This is a genomic window from Vibrio sp. 2017_1457_13 (assembly GCF_030851525.1).
GTDB classification, from domain to species: domain Bacteria; phylum Pseudomonadota; class Gammaproteobacteria; order Enterobacterales; family Vibrionaceae; genus Vibrio; species Vibrio metschnikovii.
This window is the reverse complement of record NZ_VHTA01000004.1, coordinates 341,138-362,861: the sequence shown is the minus strand read 5'-3', so window position 1 is coordinate 362,861 and position 21,724 is coordinate 341,138. Positions and strand designations below refer to the sequence as shown.

Below are 21,724 nucleotides of genomic sequence, written 5' to 3'. Positions count from 1 at the left end.
TAACAAAATAGTTACAAGAGATTTAAGATGTGGATGCAAAACAAACACAACAATTCGTTAACAGGGAAACTTTCATGCAGTCATTTGTTGATTTTATTAATGGAATAATTTGGAGCCCAGCCCTAGTGTATTTATGTCTTGGCGCTGGTTTGTTCTACTCAATCAATACTCGCTTTGTACAAGTTCGTCATTTCACCGAAATGTGGCGCTTGTTACTGTCAGGTAAAAGCTCATCAAAAGGAATATCTTCTTTTCAGGCATTGGCGGTATCTTTATCCGGTCGAGTCGGGACAGGTAATATCGCTGGTGTCGCTGCTGCGATTGGTTTTGGTGGGCCAGGCGCAGTATTTTGGATGTGGATGGTGGCCTTTTTTGGTGCTGCCACCGCGTATGCAGAGTCGACCTTAGCGCAAATTTATAAAGAAGAAGACAAAGATACTGGTCAGTTCCGTGGTGGACCGGCTTATTACATTGAAAAAGCCATGGGTCAAAAATGGTATGCGTGGATCTTTGCCATTGCGACTATTTTAGCCTGTGGGGTTTTACTGCCAGGTATTCAATCGAACAGTATCGGTAATGCGGTTGAAATGGCGTTTGGCTCTGGAGACATGGTCGAAACAGCCATGGGCACCTTTAGTTTTGCGAAGATCTTTACCGGTGCATTAATCTGTATTGTGCTGGCTTTCATTATTTTCGGTGGCGTTAAGCGTATTGCTCAATTTACTCAGTTTGTCGTTCCTTTTATGGCTCTGGCTTACGTTATCCTCGCCTTTATCATCATTCTTTTAAATATCACTCAAGTTCCCGCAATCTTCATTATGATCATTGGTGATGCTTTCACTCCTATGGCTGGCTTTGGTGCTGCTATCGGTTGGGGGGTGATGCGTGGCGTATATTCTAATGAAGCAGGTCAAGGCACAGGGCCTCATGCTGCAGCTGCAGCGAGTGTCCAACACCCAGTGCAACAAGGATTAGTTCAGTCATTTTCTGTCTATATTGATACTTTACTGGTTTGTTCAGCCACTGCTTTCATGATTCTCATCACCGGTGCTTATAATGTTCACGGTGCTGAGGGGATGATACTGCAAAATTTACCAGCCGACATTGCTGCTAACAGCCCAGCCTTTACTCAAATGGCGATTGAAACCACCCTACCAGGGATTGGTAAGCCATTCGTTGCTATGGCACTGTTCTTCTTCTCGTTTACCACGATTTTAGCTTATTACTATATCGCAGAGACTAACATTGCCTACATTCGCCGTACCTTCAAAATCAGTAGTGCTATGTTTTTGCTTAAAGTGGCCATGGTTGCTGTGGTGTTCTACGGTAGTATCAACACGGCTAACCTTGCATGGGCGCTCGGCGACGTTGGTGTAGGGCTAATGGCATGGCTCAATATTGTTGGTATTTTAATTATCTTCTTTTTGGCTAAACCGACCATCGTGGCGCTAAAAGATTATGAAGAACAACAAAAGCAAGGCGTTGAAGAATTTACTTTCAACCCCGTCAAGCTTGGCATTAAAAATGCCACTTATTGGGAAGAGAAATACCTACGTAAAACCGGCCAAGCTCCCACCGCTGAGCCTGAAGGTAAAACAACCGAGCTGCCAAGTACCTAAATAATAAGGCCGCTTTGTAAACACAACTTGCTGTATATAAAAACAAAAAACAGTACCAAGGGTTAGCGATTGCTAACCCTTTTTTGATCTATGACTACAGTTTACTAAATAAAAGAAAAATCTATTATCAATAACATCGACACGGTGCCCTCTAGCTAACTAGATTAATAATTTAATTTTGAGGACAATCACAAAATTTAAAACCAAGAACAAAACAACATACTATCCAATCGTTCTGTTGATAGGGATCATCATTATTCATATCAAGTCAGGAGAAGATAAGCTCATCTTTTGATAATACAGAGCTTGACTATGACAAATCCTATCGAACATGAAAGAAAAGTAACTTGGGGAAGTTATCTAGCCCTAACGTTTGCAGTCGTTTTTTTCTCTGGACTGCTTCAGTCTAACGAATGGTACAGCGTATTTGACTTTACTACCCTCAATGGCTCATTTGGTAAAGTCGCCTATAGTGTTACGGAAACAGCAGAAGGGATGCAAACTGTATCAACTTCTTTTCGTGGCAATGGAGGAAGTGGCGCTCGAGATGGATTCATCTTTGCACTTTCACTCATTCCTACCGTGATGTTTGCCTTGGGTATGATTAATGTCCTTGAACAATACGGCGCTCTCGATGCCGCTCGAAAACTATTAACTCCCCTATTACGCCCCTTGATGAGTATTCCAGGTAATACTGGATTAGCACTCATAGCCTCCTTGCAAAGTACTGATGCTGGCGCGGCAATGACTCGTAAGTTAAAAGACGAGGGGCGAATAACTAAGCGAGAAACCGATATCTTCACGATGTTCCAATTCACAGCCGGTGCAACGATTGTTAACTTCTTTTCCTCGGGGGCGGTACTCTTCACTTTAACCCTCGCTGACGGTTCTTTGGCGGTGACCTCTTCAATTGGCTTAGCCGTTGCAGTCATGTTTATCTTTAAAATTATCGGAGCCAATGTTTTCCGAGTTTATCTCAATATTACCGAAGGCAAAGAATCACCACCGACTACCCCTCATCAAGCACAAGCGGAGAGCAAATAATGAATAATCCATCTGAAGTTCAATCATCAACCACAAAAAAACCGATGATCACTGATGTTTTCGTTGAAGGTGCTAAAAAAGGCTGGGTAATTGCGACCACATCAACCGTCCCTAATGTATTAATGGCTTTTGTGATCATCAAAGCATTACAAATAACAGGAGCACTAGATCTGATTGGTATTTTATTTTCACCCATCATGGCTATTTTCGGCTTACCAGGTGAAGCGGCAGCAGTATTAATTGGCGCTTGGATGTCTATGGGAGGAGCCGTTGGCGTTGTTATCACTCTCTTTGATCAGGGTATTTTAAATGGTGCCCACATCGCTATTTTAGCCCCAGCTATTTATTTGATGGGTTCACAAGTCCAGTATATTGGTCGAATTATGGGCCCTATTGGCACTGAAGGTCGTTACATTCCAGTGATGATTATCATCTCCATTCTTAATGCATTTGGTGCCATGTTAGTCATGAATTTATTTGTTTAGGAGACAAAAATGTCATTTTCTTTAGAAGAATATCTCAATGAACTTCGCCCACTGATAAACGTTGACTGCGGAACTTACACTCTAGATGGTATTGAATTTATAGCTGAACAATTCGAGAACAAGTTTCTACAGTTAGCCGGTTGGCAAGTGAAACGGATTGATTGTGACAGAGCTGGGGTCGGTTTAGAAATTCGTAACAAACCTGAATCAGAGCTTATCGATGTAATGCTAATTGGCCATATGGATACCGTATTCCCTCCAGGCACCGCAGCTCAACGCCCCATGACACTCGATAGTCAAAAAGCCTATGGTCCCGGCGTATCAGACATGAAGTCTGGACTACTCAATATCGTTTATGCAATACGCAACCTTAGCCAGAGCGCCTTAGATAAATTGTCTATTTGTATTTGCATGAACCCAGATGAAGAAACCGGATCTTTATATTCTCATCTATGGATACAAAATAGTGCCAAAAAAGCTCGCTATGTTTTGGTTGCTGAAGCTGCTCGTGCTGATGGTAGCCTAGTGAAAGCACGCAAAGGGATGGCACGGTATAAAATCGAGTTTTCAGGCATTGCCGCTCATGCTGGTAATGAGCCAGAAAAAGGTCGCAGTGCTATCACGGAAATGGCTCATTGGATTTTAGCAATCAATCAAATGACCAACTTATCTTCAGGAACCACTTTGAATGTCGGCGTTGTGTCTGGAGGGACAGGCGCGAATATCGTACCAGATCACGCACAAGCTATTGTTGATATCCGCTTTTGGAACAATCAAGAATACGATGATATTAATCATCAGTTAATCAGCATGATAGAGCAACCATACCTTGATGGGATTAAAATTTCTTTACATCGTGAGGCCTATAAACCCGCGATGATTCCGAGCGATGAAACCCAATCATTCATGAATATCGTCGAGCAAGTAGGAAGTGAAATCGGTCTAGTTATTAATTGGCAAGCAGTGGGTGGCGGTTCCGATGCCAATGCCACAGCAATTTTAGGCATTCCAACGTTAGATGGATTTGGTCCAATTGGTGCTGGATTCCACAGCGAAGATGAATATCTCTTACTGGACTCCATTGAACCTCGGATAAAACTCTTGATCAACCTACTGGAGAGATTAGCACAGTAACCATTGTGATAACTCAAGCCGAAATCTAGAACCTGAGATTGCCAGGAAAATAATCCCATGATCATCAATATTGATGAGCATGGCTGTCGGTTAAAAATAACAAAGAAAGGTCGCTTGTGATAAAAACCGAGCACAAGATAAACTGCCCCATAACCCCGCTTTATAAGGATTTACATGGATGTTTAAAGTACTGCTCACCGGCTTTGAGCCTTTTGGAGAGGATAGCCTTAACCCATCGCAGGCATTACTCAACGCAAAAGAACAGCTACACGTAACAGGGGTCGAGGTGATAGGTTGTGTTCTGCCCGTGGTCCGTTATCAAGCCGCTGAAGTTGCCATCAATGCAATTAAGACCCATCAACCCGATTTAGTCTTGATGTTCGGGCAAGCCAGTGGACGTGCCGCCATTACACCTGAGCGAGTAGCCATTAATCTTGATGACTACCGGATAGCCGATAATGCTGGTCATCAACCGATCGATGAAGCCATTATTGCCGATGGACCAGCGGCGTACTTTACTACCCTGCCGGTCAAAGCCATGGTGGAGGATTTACAGCAAGCAGGGATCGCCGCCGAAGTATCCTACTCGGCAGGAACCTTTGTCTGTAATCATCTATTTTATGCTGTTCAGCATTATTTAGCTCAAAAGGATATTCGCAGCGGTTTTATCCATGTTCCGCCGTTGCCAGAACAAGTTCCAGTGACTAATCCATCATTACCCAGCTTAGGATTAGAACCGCTCATAGCAGCCGTACGAGTCATGATTCAAACTTGTTATCACAGCAAACAAGACAGGCAAATCATCGGTGGAAGTGTGTGCTGATGGCCATAAAACGCAAAAAGCTGGCCTGAGCCAGCTTTGATGGACCATATTAGATTTAAGCGCTAACTGGCTCAGCGACCACCGCCGCTTTACGCTTAGCACCAATCGGTAATACGGTTCGGCCATATTCATTATTGATCACTTGCGCCATAGCAAAATAAATTGCGCTCGCACCGCAGAAAATACCTTCAAAACCAGCAATCGTACCAATCAGCTCACTACCGGTAAAATCACGCAGCGCCAGTAAAGCAAACAAGATAGTTAACGAACCAAACACCACTTGTTTAGCGACTGGGTAGCACAGTGAACCAATAAACATAAAACCAGTAAAAATGCCCCACAACGTTAAATACCAGCCCATAAAATGAGCCGGACTGGCTGGCAGTCCCATATATGGCATCACTAATAGACCGACTAAAGTTAACCAAAATAAACCGTATGAGGTAAACGCAGTGGTACCAAAAGTATCGCCACGCTTAAAACACATGATGCCAACAATCACTTGGCTAAGGCCACCATAAAAGATCCCCATTGCCAAAATCATTGAATCAATAGGAAAGAAACCAGCATTATGGATATTAAGTAGAATTGTTGTCATACCAAAACCCATCAAGCCAAGCGGCGCAGGGTTAGCAAGTTGCGTCGACATTCACATTACCTTCAAAAATGTTAATAACAATTACGCGCGAAGTTTAGTGAACAAGTCGTCAAAAAGGAAAAACCATTAATGAAAACTTAGATTACACTTATACACTTTTTGTTACATGTAAAAATAGATAGCCAAAGTCCTTGAAATAAAAGGTTATTGGGTAAGTAAGTGCGTTTCCATGAACATAGCTATACGATGTGATGTGTGATGTGATAAGTACCAACGAACGTAGCCACTTCAAGTAGTAAGGGATGATATCCCTGATTTCCCTGATTACTCAGAGACGGGCAGTCAAGGATGGAGCTGACGTCTAATCATCGACCAGTCTCCGTCCTCAATTCATGACCGAGAATAACTCAGCTTAAGTCATTTTAGCCCTCTGGTTCGGCGGCTTGAGCTGAGGATGATCCGCGAGTTAGCAAGGTAAAGCAAGCTTGTGCAATTAATACAAACGTAAACGGCAGTGCCCCTGCGATGGCTATCTGTTTATTGAGATCAACATCGTTAATCGTAACCAAGGCAATCGCTAAAGTGACCACAATCACTGACCAACTGATCTTACTGGTCAAACGTTGATCATTGGTCAGCATGCCAGCGGCATAGATAGCCGAATCAGCACTTGAAATAACAAACGTTAGTAACAATACCAGCGCCACTATCGCTAATAGATTGCTCGCAGGAAGATGAGAGAAAAACACGAATAAGCCTTTGGTGTAATCATCACTCACTGCTGTGATGACTTCTTGTAGATAAAGACTATCGAATATTGCACCAGCAAAGCCAGAGAACCACAAAACAGAAGCAAGTGTAGGGATCAGCACGGTACAACACAAAAATTGTCGAATACTTCGTCCGCGGCTAATGCGAGCAATAAATGGCCCAACAAACGGCGTCCACGCTATCCACCAAACCAGATAAATCACCGTCCAATTTTGACTCCAGCTTTTATTTTCTCCCAGAGCACCGAACGAGACTTGCGGCAGAATGTTGATATAGGTGACTAAAGAACTCAATAGGCGCTGAATAACCGCTAAGGTATCAACATAAACAAACACCACGGCAAATAAAATCAACATCAACAAAACGTTAAAACGGCTGAGTTGCTTAATACCTTTTTGTAAGCCTAACGCACTTGATGCAGTAAATAACACGCCAAGCAAGACCGTCAAGCCAATCCGCAATACGGTTAAATCCCCTTGATAACCACTAACACTACGTATCCCTTGCTCAACCAGTGCCATGGTATTAGCCAACACACCAGCAATCCCAAATAAAATCGCCAATACTGCAATTAGGTCAATGCTGGATAACCACCCCGCTTTATTGTGACCAACAAATGACGCACTGACTCGCATCGGTCTTTTTTGTACATAAGCCAGCCATGCCATCATCAAGCCAGCGAGGGCATACAAACTCCAAGCATGAATTCCCCAGTGAAAATAAGTTAAGGCTAAAGCGAGATCTTTTTGATCGCCTTGATAATCGATACTTGGCAGATGATTAAAATGGAAAATCGGCTCCGCAACGCCCCAAAAAATCAATCCCGAACCCATCCCGGTGGTAAAGAGCATGATTAACCACGTCGTAAAAGAAAACTCTGGCTGACCATCACCGAGTGTTTTTTTACCGATTGGACTAAAACAAAGTACGACACACAAGACAACAGCCAAGCTGGAAAGGAGGATAATTTGATCGTCAAACTGCTCAATACTCCATTGGGTTAATTGAGCAAGTTTAGCCACGCTGATGCTAGGAAAAGCGACAAAAAAAACCGCAATCAAAGCGGCAAAAAAAATCAGGCGGTGGGAAGGTTGTGGTAAAAAAGTCATGAATATCAGGTATCAGTCAGTCAATCGGCATAACCTAATACGCAATTAATCCGCTAATAGGTCATCAGAAACCATTGTTAAGTACGATCCCAAAACCATGCTGAGAATATACAAAAACCGTGGCATATGTTGACCTAGCTTAACACAATTTATTTTCATTTTTGCAACCTTGATGCTCCTCTCCTGCCTTTTGTCGAGAAAAGCAGCAGGCAATATGAGTTAATCTATATCACCTGCTGCTTTAAAGATAACGCTATTTATCTAGGGCTGTGTAATCGCCATCCAAGGATCACCCGCTGTTGGTACATCACCTTGCGACCACCATTTCGCCTGATACACCACTCCTTGATAAGTTACACGATCACCAGCATAGTAAACCTTACTGGCTTGCCATAGCTCAGTTCCTTCAACCGGTGGTTCATCTGGCTGTTCAGGCTCGGTTGACTCTAATTGTTCCACCACCCGCACTTTAGGCCAACTGGCGTGAGACTGATAATAGTTGGTCACACACTTTTCATAATCGCCTTCAACCAGAGCTGAATAGGCGGTTTGAAAGCCAACTAAATTACACTCAAAAGAGTAACCACCGGGACGATCAGGATAATAACGCCAATTACCATCCCAATTGGTGTAAAGGACATCCGTTGCACCATTCAAATTTAAACTGCCATAAGGCGTTTGTTGCCAACAAGTATTCAGCTCATCAGTTTCAATCGGGATCTGATAATGCTCAGCCAAACCTTCCCAATAACGAATCCGGTTAACCGGCTGACCTTTATCTTTATTTTGCTCGCCACACTCAATTCCACCATTAATGACATTGATGGTGGTACCAAATCCATAACCAATTCCTGCATCGATTTCACGTTGAGAAGGCGTCCAAGTACGGTCGATAACGTGCAACATTGCTGGTTTAGGTGCTTGAGGGGTTAAAAAGAACCAAATCGCAGAAGCAAGGTTAAGCCAAGAGTCCGCGACTAATCCGGGATTATTCAATAATACAGAAGCATCCCCATCAAACATCACTTCTGAAAAAGCACCGTAGTTAAAATGATAAGAAAGCTGTTTGGCACCGCGACCAAAATAACCTTGTCCATCACCACAAGGCCATTTCCGGTTTTGCCAGTCATTTTGTCCACATCCTGTGGTATAACCAAGTTGCCCTTCCGACCAGCCCATTTCCCGAACATGGACAAGCGCTTGCTGCCACTCTTCCAGTCCGAGTGGATTATCAGAAATATTATCTTTCGCAATATGGCCCCCGGTCTCTTGAGCAAAATGTGCAAAAGCCGTGATCACCGACTTTTTACAAATAGCATCGGCATCACGTCCATCATCATAATCACCACAAAAGGCGGGGAACTTGCCGATGGCTCTTAAAAATCGGGTATAGGTGTATTCAGGTGCGGCCATATGAGTGAGGAAATTCCACTCATGTTCAGGAAAAACCCGTTCCACCCGTTTCACATTGTCTGGATTACTCACCAACCCCGGCTCAATACTGTCGACTAAACTATTAGGTGCTGTTCGTAAAGCCTGTGACCAAATCGCATACATAGGATCCGCCGCTTTTTGCTGCTCAATGGCTTGTAACTCCACGCGAGATACCACGTATCCGGAGCTATCGAGAGGATCGACTTGAATCGTCATTGCATAGCTTGGGAGTGCACAAATAAGACTCACCCAACAGGCCGTTTTATTGAGTATGAACATGAAAAAAAATCCCTCTTATTGATAAACGCCACTTTAGGATAGAGGCTATTCATCTGCTTTTAAGCAAAAACAAACGATGATAAGAAGGTTTTGCGAGGCACTAGCGATCATCCTGCGCCTATGTTGCATGGTGACATTTTTCTTGGAAGCGCCACGACAAATGTGGCCCAATAAAAAACCTCAGGCAGAACCTGAGGTTTGATAAACAGTAAACTCAAAAAACCAATACTGGGAAATCATTCCCACTCGAATATCAATGAGCAGAAAATAAATCTATATAACAGCTAGTTAGAAAGGTGACTCTTTTCAATACCATCATCGATACCATGCGCAGAATTTTTTTGATTTTTTTCGTCTCATCGACGTTTTAGTTCAGTTTTGGCCCAGGCTGACGATTCTGCCATGTCACGACGAAGCTCTTGTTTCTCTTCATCAGTAAGCACTCGCGGGCTCGATGCAACTCTATCCACCTTGTAACTCCAACTTGTCGTTGTACATTTTAGATAGCGTATCAAAACATGAGTTACCAGCAAGGAACCTTAAGCGTATTTTTAGATTATTTTTCATACACATCTTGAAAACCATTAGCATTGACCAAATAGTGTACAGTGAGGAATGACCTCATCATAAACAAGGATAAAATTATGGGTTTGAAACCAGGGCCAAAACCAATAGCCAAGTCGACCGGCAAGCCAGATCAACGTCGACGTGATAACAAAAAAACGCCAGGCAACACTCCGGGCCTAAAGCCGAGTAAATCCTCGACCAAGTAATTCATCCCTAATGCCGAGTCAGTGTAAGTGGTACTGACTCTTGTTTTAAATATTTTTGCACCAAAACAACTTCTAACACTACAGCTTTGACGCGATACAGTTGTCGTCAGTAACCAACTTTGCGCAATAATCAATCATGCCCCAAGTCAAATAAAGGGCTTTTAATACAACCGCTTAAAAAGGGGAACCAAAAATAGATCAATAAATAAATGTCAAACTCTAGCGTCTATACGCGCTCTAACACCTATTGATTGAGAGTATGATATGCTATGTATGGAGTAGTGTATTGATTTCAAATAAGTAATATTTTGCTAAGGGGTGGCATAGTGAGCATTCTTGTTGACAGAGTTCGCATCAGCGGATTTAGAGGTATATCGAATTTAGAACTTTCATTACCGAAAACGGCTGTTCTTATTGGTATGAACAATGCCGGTAAAACTTCAGTAATCAAAGCATTACAGCTATCCCTTGGCGACTACTCTCGCTACCTTACCGATGAAGACTTCCATATAGATTCGAATGATAAACGCTCCGATGCAATTGTCATAGATATCAGGATTATTCCTGTAGATACTTCGGGAAAAAGAGAGACAATATTCGACGATATATGGTTAGAGGAATTTGGAGAGAAGATTCAACAAGAAGCAGCTGGGAATCAGTTTTTTGCAATGAGAACAATCGCTACTCAGGATACAGTACGAGGTGGTTTCCAGATCGAAAGGTACTCTTTAGAGCAATGGGTTGCAGAAAACTGGATAAATGAATCCGTTGCAAATAAAAATAAAATAAGAAACCGTATACGCTCTATGCCATATGTACCCATAGATGCTCAGCGAGATTTACATAATGAGTTGAAAGAGCGCTCTTCATTTGTTGGAAAGGTATTATCAAGCGTTGAGTACAACCCTGAGGATGTCGAAGCACTCGAGGAACTTATATCAGAAGTAAACCAACAAGCCATAGATAAAAGTCAACCGCTAACAACTTTAAAAGGACATCTAGACTCTCTGAGTCAGTCTTTTGATGGCAAAGGAAAAGCAGAACTGTCACCATTTCCTAAAAAAATTAGAGATCTATCTAAAAGATTCAGCATCCATTTCGGAGAAGAAGGCGGCAACTCATATTCAATGGAGTATCACGGCATGGGTACTCGAAGTTGGGCATCAATGCTTACAGTAAAAGCAATGGTTGAGCTGATGGCAAAAAGTCATGAAAACGAAGCCGAACCATTTTTTCCAATAATAGCAGCAGAAGAACCCGAGGCTCACCTTCATGTTAATGCTCAGAGAACACTATTTCAGCAATTATCTGAGATTGATGGTCAAGTTATCGTAAGTACACACTCACCATACCTCGCATCTATGTCTGAACTTTCTGATCTAAGAGGATTATATCGGTCAAGGGGAGCTATATATTCAACCCAATTAATTAGTGGCTTAGATAAAGAAGATATAAATATCTTACGTAGAGAGGTTATGAGAGTCCGTGGCGATATACTATTTTCCAAGGCTATAATCCTTTTCGAAGGTGTTTCCGAAGAACAACTAATACCCGCAATGTTTGAGAAATACTTTGGCTACTCACCTTTCTCTGTTGGAATAAGTTGTATAAGTGTTGCTGGGAAAAATTATAAGCCATTTTTGAAAATGGCGTGCAGTTTTGCTATACCAGTGTTTATCGTTAGTGATAATGACGGAACAACAAAAGATGAAGTTGAATCTCAATTAAATAAAGTTCGAAACGAAACATCTATAAAGCTGACCGCAGATCAATTCGGCATTAGTTACTTAAATGAAGGGAATGATATTGAGGCTGAACTTGTTAGCCTCGATATGCGCGAAGAAATTAACCGTGCAATGGTACTTGCCGAAACTAGAGGCCGTGATATACCAGGCTGGGTAGCCGCAAAAACTCAAGAAATCTCATCATTAGATTCAAATCAAATTATTGAAAAAATGAGGGGTTCAAAAGCTTCTTACGCTGGTTTTTTATCCGAAGTTATCTCTTCCAATCCAAATGGTAAGCAGTCTGAACAACTAATTCCTCAAGCAGTTATCGATGCGTTTAATAAAGTTAAGGAGTGGGCACTAAATGATTAATCTTTCATCCGCACAATCAGAAGTTGTACAAGCTCCTATTAATTCTGCACTTCAAGTTTTAGCGTCCGCAGGTTCTGGAAAAACTAGGGTTTTAACAGAAAGAGTTCGTTTTCTACTAAATAGCTCCCCCAAAGGAAGTGTAATAGCCTTAACTTTTACTAATAAAGCAGCTGAAGAAATGCAGCAACGTCTGTCAAACTGTGATTTGGCAGAGAATAGGACTTGGATATCTACAGTTCATTCAGTAGCACAGCGTATTTTAGAACAATATGGGCATACTATTGGCTTACCAAGTGAACTACATATTTATGAGAGAGATAAAGATCGTATGGAGGTCTTTCTCCAGTCATTACGTGAAGATGGCATCGATATCGATAATTACCTTAATGTTTCCGACCAAAAAGAATTGAAGAGCAGAGAGCAAGTTCTATCTAATTACATGGAAGCTTTTTCGATTATAAAAAGAGAGTTGATGACGGAGGATGAAGCCAATAATCGATTTTCAAATAACGTAAGTATATGGAAGTACTTTGAAGACTATCAACGAGCTTTGTTAAACAGTAATGGCATTGATTTTGATGATATTCTTGTTTACGCACATAGAATATTATTAACGCAAGATTGGGTTGGTAAGATATATAGAGCAAAATATAAATACGTTTGTGTTGATGAAGCTCAAGACCTTAACAGAGCTCAGTATGAGTTTATTAAGGCCTTTTGTGGCGATCAGATAAAAAGCGTGATGATGGTTGGTGACCCTCATCAAATGATTTATGGATTTAATGGTTCATCATCAGATTATTTAACAAAATACTTTGTTAACGATTTTTCTCCTCTCAGATTAGAACTAAAAGAGAACTATAGAAGTACAAAAGCTGTTATTGAAGTTGCAAATAGGCTTAAGCCAGGAACACAAACTGTAAATAATTTAGCACTGAACGGTATATTTCAAATTCAACGATTAAGTGATGAGCATGAAGAAGCTCAATGGATAGTTGATAGTATCAATAACCTATTAAACCTAAAGAACCATCCTGAGATCGAAGGCGAGATATCGCTGAATAGAATTGTAGTTATAGCTAGAAATAGATTTGTATTCAAAAAGCTTGAAGAAGTTCTTGTTGGCGAGAATATTGACTATCATCTAAGAAAGAGCGAAAGAGGGAATGAACCAACATCATTATTTGGTAAAGTTCTAGATTACTCTATAAGACTAAAATTAAACTTCAAAGATTGGGTTGATGGAAACAAGCTTTGTAAAATTTTAGACGTAGAAGCTCCTAATAACTGGGATAATAAAGAAATTCTAACATCCCTATCAGAAAAGGTAATATCTGGAAAATTAAATAATAAAGATCTACTACATCTAGTTTTGAAAGAAGTTTCTTCTCTTGATGTATCCGATCCTAATATACGAAAACTTGTCAGAGATTTGGGAGAAAAAATACAAGATATTGCAAAAAAAGAAAGTAATAATAGTGCTCAAATTGAGGATCTAAAACTAAGCATGGAGGAATTAGATGAGTTCCGACATTCTTGGACAAAATTCAAGAAAAAGGGGTTGGGAGAAACATTATTAGCATATAGAAATGCTGTATCTCTTGGACAAATAACAGAAGAACATGAAAAAATAGGATTAACATTAAGCACAGTTCATACAATGAAAGGTCTAGAGAAAGACATTGTATTTCTCATGGGAATGTGTGAAGGCGTTTTTCCCGATTACAGAGCAAACTCCGAAAAGAAAGTAAATGAAGAACGAAATAGTGCATTTGTTGCTGTAACAAGGGCTAAAAGATGGCTTTATGTAAGCTATCCTCAATATAGATTAATGCCTTGGGGAGATACAAAATACCAAGCGCCATCTAGGTTTATTACAGAAATGCAAGGATCGTGAACATATTGGCGACTGGATCTTGGTCGATGAGCTCTAGGACGGCCAGTCTGATAGCTGCCTGGTGAATTGCTTGCTGAACTTCGATATTATGTGTGGTTGCCATGTGTCACATCTCTAACAGGTAGTATGTGAAAATGCGGGCCGGTGCACCATCACCGGCCTGTGTGCTTTCTAACTACTTGTGTCGGCCAAACGGCCAGCGTCTCATTTTGTCGATTTGATCGACCGATCTCGTCATGTCCTTGCAAGCACGCCCGGCCAACCTGTTTTGGAATACCTCCATTTTGTCGGCAATAGCTTTCATCTTCGGGCCGTGTCCGATATTGTGATGCTGCCCAAAAAATAGAAGGGCAGCATCACAATGAAAACAAATAAAAATGCCAGTCAGTAATACTGACTGGCATTTTTATTTTATAAGGACTTGGTTAGTTTTTACAACTAAGCCTATTCCCACTCAATAGTCGCGGGTGGCTTACCGGAGATGTCATACACCACGCGAGAAATGCCACTCACTTCATTGATAATGCGGTTGGAAACCTTACCCAAGAAGTCATAAGGCAAGTGAGCCCAATGGGCAGTCATGAAATCGATCGTTTCTACTGCGCGTAGTGATACAACCCAGTCGTATTTACGGCCATCACCCATAACACCAACAGAGCGCACTGGTAAGAAAACGGTAAACGCTTGCGACACTTTATTGTACAAATCCGCATTGTGCAGCTCTTCAATAAAGATAGCGTCAGCACGACGTAGCAAATCGCAATACTCTTTCTTCACTTCACCGAGGACTCGCACGCCAAGACCTGGACCTGGGAATGGGTGGCGGTATAGCATGTCGTAAGGTAGACCTAACTCAAGACCAATTTTGCGCACTTCGTCTTTAAACAGTTCACGCAGTGGTTCGACTAAGCCCATTTCCATATCATCTGGTAAACCACCGACGTTATGGTGTGATTTAATCACATGCGCTTTACCGGTCTTAGAGGCGGCTGACTCAATCACATCCGGATAAATCGTGCCTTGCGCTAACCATTTAGCGTTTTTCAATTTCTTGGCTTGCTCATCAAAAACATCAACAAACACATGTCCGATCGTCTTACGCTTTTCTTCTGGATCGGCTTTGCCTTCTAAGGCGGCGAGGAAACGCTCTTCAGCATCGACTTTGATGATGTTTAGGCCAAATTTATTGCCAAACATATCCATCACTTGCTGACCTTCGTTCAAGCGCAGCAAGCCATTATCGACAAACACACAAGTCAGACGTTCACCAATCGCGCGGTGTACCAGCATAGCGACAACCGATGAGTCAACGCCACCAGATAAGCCAAGGATCACTTCATCATCACCGACTTGCTCTTTAATCCGAGCAATCGCATCTTCAATGATCGATTCAGACGTCCATAAACGTTCACAACCACAAATATCGAGTACGAAATTCTCGAGCATTTTGAGGCCATGTTTGGTGTGCGTCACTTCTGGATGGAACTGAACTCCGTAGTATTTTTTCTCTTCATTGGCCATGGCTGCGTATGGGCAGGTCTCGGTTTCACCAATTTTTACGAAGTCGGCTGGAATTTCCACCACTTTATCACCGTGGCTCATCCACACATCTTGAATCGCTTCAAGATCGTTAAATAACGCCGATTGACCAGAAACCGTAACTTGCGCATAGCCAAACTCGCGCTCGGTAGAGGTCGCTACGCGGCCACCCAACTGCTCAGCCATCGTTTGCATGCCATAGCACACACCGAATACTGGCACGCCTGAATCAAATACATATTGAGGCGCGCGTGGCGAATTAAGCTCAGTTACGCTTTCAGGACCACCAGACAGAATAATGCCGTCTGGGTTAAATTCGCGAATGTCCGCTTCTTCGACATCCCAGCTCCACAACTCACAGTAAACACCAATTTCACGTACACGGCGTGCAACTAATTGAGTGTATTGTGAACCAAAGTCTAAAATAAGGATTCGTTGATCATGAATGTTCTTGGTCATAGTTAAGCAGTCTTATCAGCTAAATTAAGAAACGGAGGCGAGTCTACTCGCCTCTCAGAATGGCATCAAGGAAAAAAGCAAACGTTTACGTTTAGCTCATTCGATAGTTAGGTGCTTCTTTAGAAATTTGTACGTCATGAACATGAGACTCTTTCATGCCGGCTCCAGAGATACGAACAAATTGTGCTTGAGTACGCAAGGTTTCAATATCTGGTGAGCCAGTTAAGCCCATGCATGAACGTAAACCGCCCATCTGCTGATGAACAATCTCTTTTAATAGACCTTTGTAAGCGATACGACCTTCAATACCCTCAGGGACTAATTTATCTGCCGCATTATCGGTTTGGAAATAACGATCAGAAGAGCCTTTTGACATCGCACCTAAAGAACCCATGCCACGATAAGCTTTGTAAGAACGGCCTTGATAGAGAATAACCTCTCCTGGGGCTTCTTCGGTGCCAGCAAACATTGAACCCACCATGACACAAGATGCGCCTGCAGCAATCGCTTTAGAAATATCGCCCGAGAAGCGAATACCACCATCAGCAATCACAGGAATGCCATATTGATTAGCCACTTCAGCAGCATCAGCAATCGCGGTGACTTGCGGAACGCCCACACCAGTAACGATACGCGTAGTACAGATAGAACCTGGGCCAATACCAACTTTAACCGCACTAACACCCGCTTCAATCAGTGCTCGGGCACCTTCGGCGGTCGCCACGTTGCCACCAATAATATCAAGATCAGGGTAAGCGGCGCGTGTTTCACGAATCCGTTGCAATACGCCTTCTGAATGGCCATGAGACGAGTCAATCAGCAGTACATCAACACCGGCTTCTACTAACGCTTTAACGCGCTCTTCATTTCCCGGAGCAGCACCAACGGCAGCGCCGACTCGTAGACGTCCTTGAGAATCTTTGCATGCATGAGGTTTACTTTCTGCTTTGTGGAAATCTTTCGCGGTGATCATGCCTTTTAATTGAAACTCATCATTAACAACCAGAATTTTCTCAACGCGCGCTTTATGCATCCGCTCTTGAACTTCTTGGCCTGAAGCACCCTCTTTCACCGTCGCCAGACGATCTTTCGGTGTCATTACATCAGAAACCAACTTGGTTAAGTCAGTAACAAAACGCACATCGCGCCCAGTAATGATCCCAACCAGTTCATTATTTTCAGACACCACTGGGAAGCCGGCAAAACCGTGTTTCTCGGTCAATGCCATGACATCAGCAATCGTTGCTTGAGGACGAACGGTGACAGGATGAGTAACCACGCCGGCTTCAAAGATTTTTACTTGGTGAACTTGTTCCGCTTGCTGTTCTATCGACATATTTTTATGAATAAAACCAAGGCCACCTTCTTGTGCAAGTGCGATTGCTAGGCGAGCTTCTGTTACTGTATCCATAGACGCAGAAATCATAGGGATGTTTAGCGTAATGTTTTTGGTAAGTCGAGTGCGAAGATCGGCTGTATTGGGGAGGACAGTAGAGTGTGCAGGGACGAGGAGAACATCGTCGAAGGTCAGAGCTTCTTTAGCAATTCTTAGCATTTGCAATATCTCACAACGTGAAGGTTAAGAGTAATAAATCGCTTTATCGTTTCGCATAATAAAGAGATTTAGATTTGATATTGCGGACGGATTATACGCCCAGAGCAATCGCTTGACCACTCATTTTTTCATTTTTAATTTGCAATCCCCCCCTTGATATGTATTATATTGCCGCTAATTTCCATACTTATGTCTGGCCAAATTAGCGGTGCCCTCCTTGACTAATCCAAATATCTACACGGTTTCTCGTCTTAATGCTGAAGTCAGATTGTTACTTGAAAATGAAATGGGCATCGTCTGGCTGATCGGTGAGATTTCTAACTTCTCTGCGCCGGTATCCGGTCATTGGTACTTGACCCTGAAAGACAGTCGCGCTCAAGTCAAATGCGCGATGTTCAAAGGTAATAACCGTTCCGTTTCTTTTAAGCCCCAAAATGGCCAACAAGTGTTAGTCAAAGCTAGGCTCTCTTTGTATGAGCCTCGTGGTGATTATCAAATTATCATTGAAAGTATGCAGCCTGAAGGCGACGGACGGCTACAACAAGAGTTTGAACAACTCAAAATGCAACTGGCCGCAGAAGGGTTATTTGCGCAATCACTCAAAAAACCACTTCCCGAACACCCGCGCTGTGTGGGCGTGATCACCTCAAAAACCGGAGCTGCTCTGCACGATATTTTGCAGGTGCTGAAACGCCGCGATCCAAGCCTACCGATCATTATTTACCCGACCATCGTCCAAGGTAATGAAGCGGCGATAAGTATCGCTCAAGCGATTGGTTGTGCGAATTCTCGCGCTGAATGTGATGTGTTGATTGTCGGCCGCGGCGGCGGTTCACTGGAAGATCTCTGGTGTTTTAACCATGAAATTGTGGCGAGAACGATAGCGGCAAGTCAAATCCCGATCATCAGTGCAGTCGGCCATGAAGTGGATGTCACTATTGCTGATTTTGTTGCCGATATGCGCGCGCCAACGCCGTCTGCTGCAGCTGAACTGGTAAGTCGAGACAATAGCAATAAAAAACAGTCATTTAATCAAAAACAACACCAACTCACCAATAGCATTCGCTATTACTTTGCCCAGCAAAAAAATCAGTTACAACAGTTGCAACACCGATTGGATAAACAACACCCAGCTCACCGTTTGCAGCGACAGCGTCAACAATTGGATGAACTCACCTTACAATTGACACAAGCGATGCAACGGCGTTTGATGTTATTAGCCAAAGGCGTCAGCCAACAGCAGTATCGCTTACAGCTTCGCTCTCCAGAAAAACAACTCAGTGCACAAAAGCATCAGTTGATGATGAGCCAACATCAGTTGCGTAAAGCAATGGAGCGTCAATTACTCGACGCACAGCATCGTTATGCCCGCTTAGTCGATAAACTCAATACCGTCAGTCCACTCGCCACCCTCTCGCGTGGCTACTCAATTACCCAAAATGAACGCGGTGAAGTGATCCACAGTAAAGACCAAGTCCAAACTGATGAAGTGATTGTTACCCGCTTAGCACAGGGTGACATTCGTTCTACTGTTAATTAATCACCATCAACAACCAGTGAGCTTGTTACTTTAGCTTTGCGAATTCAATCTGAACACGTGATTTAGACTTAAGTTCGTTGCACGAATGACAAAAATAATTCGCCGCACCACAAGCCTGAAGCTTTTCTAAAGCTGCGCTACAATCTGGGCAGTGAGCTATTTTTGTATAATTTACATCACACGACGCACAGTAATAACGACCATTCCAGACCAATTCATGCGAGCATTGTGGACAACATGTTTCCATTGCAGGTTTCCTTACTGATAACGATTACTTTACCAAGACGCTACATCACCGGCAGAGCCTAAACCGTCGATTAATCCAACGCGATACTCCGACTAGTTGACAAAAAAGGTCAACAAAGGCGGCACACACCACTGCGGCTTCAAGTAGAAAAAGGGATGGCCTAGAACAGTATAAGGCAAAAAGACACCGAGCCCCTCTTCTTCAAATCGCAAGGCCCTAGCGATCATACCGCCAAGTACTCGATAGAACAAATGGGCCATTGGTGATTTCAGCAGATCTGTCTATTTACATAAAATCACGTGAATCGTTCCACTTGCTGTGCTTTGGGATCTATCATGGATCTTTTGCTTTATCTACCTTGATCAGCGATCTACCGTAAAAAGAACATTTATATCACCACACACCGAAAGCATAAGTTACATATTCTGCATTTGGATTTTAAACAGATTAAAAATCTAAAATAAACCTCAAAAACCTAAATTTGAAAAATTTAATAAAATGATCATTATCACTAATTCGTCCTTATAAGATCCTCTTTTAAGCATAGTATAACGCCATACTCAAAGAGGAAGCGTTAACTCATCCATCAAAAAACGACAAAATACAATGACGAAAAGGGATAAAAAAAGCCCAAGCTAACAGCTTGGGCTTTTTATAATATGTCGACCTAGGTCTATTTTCGACGATCTTTCACCATGGTCATTAAACGCTTACGTTTACGTTCTTGAGATAACGTCAACTTGCTCACTTTGTTCTCAAATGGGTTTTCACTACTTTGGAACTGAATACGAATTGGCGTACCCATGATTTCTAATGATTTACGGTAATAATTCATTAGATAGCGCTTATAGGAATGGGGCAGTTCATTAACCTGGTTACCATGAATAACGATGATCGGTGGGTTATAACCACCTGCGTGAGCGTACTTCAGTTTAACGCGTCGACCACGAATCAGTGGTGGCTGGTGATCATCGGTTGCCATTTTCATGATACGAGTTAATACCGAGGTTCCCACTCGTGTCGTGGCAGAACGATACGCTTCTTGTACCGACTCAAAAAGGTGACCAACTCCGGTACCATGCAGCGCCGAGATAAAATGAATACGAGCAAAATCAACAAATCCTAAGCGGCGATCCAACTCTTTTTTCACACGCTCTTTGATATCATTGCTCAAGCCATCCCATTTGTTGATCGCAATGACCACCGAACGTCCAGCATTTAAAGTAAAACCGAGTAGGCTTAAATCTTGATCAGAGATATTTTCACGAGCATCGATCACTAATAGCACAACGTTAGCATCTTCTATCGCTTTAAGCGTTTTAACAACAGAAAATTTTTCTACCGTTTCATTGATACTTTTACGACGACGCACGCCCGCGGTATCGATCAAGACATACTCACGATCGTCACGCTGCATTGGAATATAAATCGAGTCACGTGTGGTGCCGGGCATATCATAAACCACAACCCGTTCTTCACCTAAAATACGGTTAGTGAGCGTTGATTTACCTACATTAGGTCGACCGATAATAGCCAGTTTAATCGGTTGATCTTGTAACCTTTTGAATTCTGCTTCCGCTTCTTCTTCAGTGTATTCCAACTGCTCGGGCTCATCAGTATCAACAAACTCCGTCAGATCTTCTAGATTCTGTAGCTCTTCGTTCATCTGCTCTGCGAGCGGATTCAACGCGCGATCGATAAGAACAGCAACGCCTCGACCATGAGCTGCGGCAATTTGGTACATCTGCGATCCCATCCCGAGCTGCCAAAATTCAGCGCAGGCCGCATCAGCATCAATACCATCGACTTTATTCACAACCAAAATCGCGTTTTTCTCAATACGACGCAAATGCTGAGCAATGGCTTCATCGGCAGAAGTTAACCCAGCACGACCATCAACCATGAACAAGACGACGTCCGCTTCGTCGATCGCCGCCAATGATTGCTGAGCCATTTTAGTTTCAACGCCTTCTTCTGTGCCATCAATACCACCGGTATCAATCACGATGAATTCGTTTTCACCTAATTTTGCTTGGCCATATTTTCTGTCGCGGGTTAAACCGGGGAAGTCCGCTACCAGTGCATCTCGTGTACGGGTGAGTCGGTTAAATAGCGTCGATTTACCTACATTTGGACGCCCAACAAGAGCAACAACAGGTATCATAACAACCTCAATAATAATTCTTTCTTATGTAATTATACTCAAATGATTTTGCTACTCGGTACAAAAGTTTAGTATGACAAACACATTTGGGTATACAAACTCAAGGTTTATTGCAGCAAAACGGCCCCTAGCTGTATACAGCCAGGAGCCGAATG

Annotated in this window: 16 protein-coding genes and 1 pseudogene; 8 read left to right on the top strand and 9 right to left on the bottom strand. The window is 42.6% G+C overall.

Features of this window, described 5'->3' with window-relative positions; genetic code table 11:
* Window positions 1–74 precede the first annotated feature (74 nt).
* From FKN88_RS07710 to pcp, 5 genes are all read left to right on the top strand, one after another.
* Complete coding sequence (locus tag FKN88_RS07710) at window positions 75–1,619, top strand: sodium:alanine symporter family protein (protein WP_154168946.1); 1,545 nt, start codon at window positions 75–77, stop codon at window positions 1,617–1,619.
* Between the two features lie 312 nt (window positions 1,620–1,931).
* A complete protein-coding gene (locus FKN88_RS07705; protein WP_306687389.1) occupies window positions 1,932–2,663 on the top strand; it encodes a nucleoside recognition domain-containing protein in 732 nt (243 codons plus the stop codon).
* On the top strand, window positions 2,663–3,148 hold the full coding sequence (locus FKN88_RS07700) for a YjiG family protein (RefSeq protein WP_154168948.1): 486 nt from the start codon (window positions 2,663–2,665) through the stop codon (window positions 3,146–3,148). The genes FKN88_RS07705 and FKN88_RS07700 overlap by 1 nt, the downstream gene beginning before the upstream one ends.
* 9 nt (window positions 3,149–3,157) lie before the next feature.
* Window positions 3,158–4,282 (top strand): M20 family metallopeptidase, encoded by a 1,125-nt coding sequence (locus FKN88_RS07695; protein ID WP_306687388.1) that lies wholly within the window; start codon window positions 3,158–3,160, stop codon window positions 4,280–4,282.
* A 178-nt stretch (window positions 4,283–4,460) separates the two neighbouring features.
* A complete protein-coding gene (gene pcp / locus FKN88_RS07690) occupies window positions 4,461–5,105 on the top strand; it encodes a pyroglutamyl-peptidase I (protein ID WP_306687387.1) in 645 nt (214 codons plus the stop codon).
* Between the two features lie 55 nt (window positions 5,106–5,160).
* On the opposite strand, the gene FKN88_RS07685 is transcribed toward pcp, so the two are convergent.
* The 3 genes from FKN88_RS07685 to FKN88_RS07675 form a co-directional block, all read right to left on the bottom strand.
* Window positions 5,161–5,754 (bottom strand): GPR1/FUN34/YaaH family transporter, encoded by a 594-nt coding sequence (locus FKN88_RS07685; protein WP_154168954.1) that lies wholly within the window; start codon window positions 5,752–5,754, stop codon window positions 5,161–5,163.
* 371 nt (window positions 5,755–6,125) lie between these two features.
* Window positions 6,126–7,583, bottom strand: coding sequence for a BCCT family transporter (locus tag FKN88_RS07680; RefSeq protein ID WP_217515050.1), 1,458 nt, complete (start codon window positions 7,581–7,583; stop codon window positions 6,126–6,128).
* A 261-nt stretch (window positions 7,584–7,844) separates the two neighbouring features.
* The gene (locus FKN88_RS07675) at window positions 7,845–9,296 is read right to left on the bottom strand and encodes a chitinase (protein WP_306687386.1); all 1,452 of its coding nucleotides are present in this window, start codon (window positions 9,294–9,296) and stop codon (window positions 7,845–7,847) included.
* Window positions 9,297–10,395: 1,099 nt separating this feature from the next.
* On the opposite strand from FKN88_RS07675, the gene FKN88_RS07670 reads away from it, so the two are divergent.
* The gene (locus FKN88_RS07670) at window positions 10,396–12,168 is read left to right on the top strand and encodes an ATP-dependent endonuclease (protein WP_154168960.1); all 1,773 of its coding nucleotides are present in this window, start codon (window positions 10,396–10,398) and stop codon (window positions 12,166–12,168) included.
* A complete protein-coding gene (locus tag FKN88_RS07665; protein ID WP_154168962.1) occupies window positions 12,161–14,065 on the top strand; it encodes an ATP-dependent helicase in 1,905 nt (634 codons plus the stop codon). The genes FKN88_RS07670 and FKN88_RS07665 overlap by 8 nt, the downstream gene beginning before the upstream one ends.
* Here FKN88_RS07665 and FKN88_RS07660 read toward each other — a convergent pair.
* The 4 genes and pseudogenes from FKN88_RS07660 to guaB all read right to left on the bottom strand — a co-directional run bounded on the left by FKN88_RS07660 (window position 14,043) and on the right by guaB (window position 17,618).
* Window positions 14,043–14,168, bottom strand: coding sequence for a type I toxin-antitoxin system ptaRNA1 family toxin (locus FKN88_RS07660; protein ID WP_154168964.1), 126 nt, complete (start codon window positions 14,166–14,168; stop codon window positions 14,043–14,045). The two genes, FKN88_RS07665 and FKN88_RS07660, sit on opposite strands and share 23 nt — an antisense overlap.
* 72 nt (window positions 14,169–14,240) lie before the next feature.
* A pseudogene (locus FKN88_RS07655) lies at window positions 14,241–14,449 on the bottom strand (hypothetical protein).
* 60 nt (window positions 14,450–14,509) lie between these two features.
* Window positions 14,510–16,063: a glutamine-hydrolyzing GMP synthase gene (guaA, locus tag FKN88_RS07650; RefSeq protein ID WP_154168966.1), complete on the bottom strand. Its 1,554-nt coding sequence runs from the start codon at window positions 16,061–16,063 to the stop codon at window positions 14,510–14,512.
* Window positions 16,064–16,154: 91 nt separating this feature from the next.
* A complete protein-coding gene (guaB, locus tag FKN88_RS07645) occupies window positions 16,155–17,618 on the bottom strand; it encodes an IMP dehydrogenase (protein ID WP_040904637.1) in 1,464 nt (487 codons plus the stop codon).
* Window positions 17,619–17,826: 208 nt separating this feature from the next.
* Here guaB and xseA point away from each other — a divergent pair, with 208 nt between their 5' ends.
* Window positions 17,827–19,158: an exodeoxyribonuclease VII large subunit gene (gene xseA / locus FKN88_RS07640; protein WP_154168968.1), complete on the top strand. Its 1,332-nt coding sequence runs from the start codon at window positions 17,827–17,829 to the stop codon at window positions 19,156–19,158.
* Between the two features lie 25 nt (window positions 19,159–19,183).
* On the opposite strand, the gene FKN88_RS07635 is transcribed toward xseA, so the two are convergent.
* A complete protein-coding gene (locus FKN88_RS07635) occupies window positions 19,184–19,405 on the bottom strand; it encodes a zinc ribbon domain-containing protein (protein ID WP_154168970.1) in 222 nt (73 codons plus the stop codon).
* Between the two features lie 673 nt (window positions 19,406–20,078).
* Window positions 20,079–21,569 carry a ribosome biogenesis GTPase Der gene (der, locus tag FKN88_RS07630; RefSeq protein ID WP_004395837.1) on the bottom strand — a complete coding sequence of 497 codons (1,491 nt, stop codon included), beginning with the start codon at window positions 21,567–21,569 and terminating at the stop codon, window positions 20,079–20,081.
* Window positions 21,570–21,724 lie beyond the last annotated feature (155 nt).

Coding starts and splice junctions, on each gene's coding strand:
- FKN88_RS07710 (WP_154168946.1), top strand. CDS start 75: ATGCAGTCATTTGTTGATTTTATTAATGGAATAATTTGGAGCCCAGCC.
- FKN88_RS07705 (WP_306687389.1), top strand. CDS start 1,932: ATGACAAATCCTATCGAACATGAAAGAAAAGTAACTTGGGGAAGTTAT.
- FKN88_RS07700 (WP_154168948.1), top strand. CDS start 2,663: ATGAATAATCCATCTGAAGTTCAATCATCAACCACAAAAAAACCGATG.
- FKN88_RS07695 (WP_306687388.1), top strand. CDS start 3,158: ATGTCATTTTCTTTAGAAGAATATCTCAATGAACTTCGCCCACTGATA.
- pcp (WP_306687387.1), top strand. CDS start 4,461: ATGTTTAAAGTACTGCTCACCGGCTTTGAGCCTTTTGGAGAGGATAGC.
- FKN88_RS07685 (WP_154168954.1), bottom strand. CDS start 5,754: ATGTCGACGCAACTTGCTAACCCTGCGCCGCTTGGCTTGATGGGTTTT.
- FKN88_RS07680 (WP_217515050.1), bottom strand. CDS start 7,583: ATGACTTTTTTACCACAACCTTCCCACCGCCTGATTTTTTTTGCCGCT.
- FKN88_RS07675 (WP_306687386.1), bottom strand. CDS start 9,296: ATGTTCATACTCAATAAAACGGCCTGTTGGGTGAGTCTTATTTGTGCA.
- FKN88_RS07665 (WP_154168962.1), top strand. CDS start 12,161: ATGATTAATCTTTCATCCGCACAATCAGAAGTTGTACAAGCTCCTATT.
- FKN88_RS07660 (WP_154168964.1), bottom strand. CDS start 14,168: ATGGCAACCACACATAATATCGAAGTTCAGCAAGCAATTCACCAGGCA.
- guaA (WP_154168966.1), bottom strand. CDS start 16,063: ATGACCAAGAACATTCATGATCAACGAATCCTTATTTTAGACTTTGGT.
- guaB (WP_040904637.1), bottom strand. CDS start 17,618: ATGCTAAGAATTGCTAAAGAAGCTCTGACCTTCGACGATGTTCTCCTC.
- FKN88_RS07635 (WP_154168970.1), bottom strand. CDS start 19,405: ATGGAAACATGTTGTCCACAATGCTCGCATGAATTGGTCTGGAATGGT.
- der (WP_004395837.1), bottom strand. CDS start 21,569: ATGATACCTGTTGTTGCTCTTGTTGGGCGTCCAAATGTAGGTAAATCG.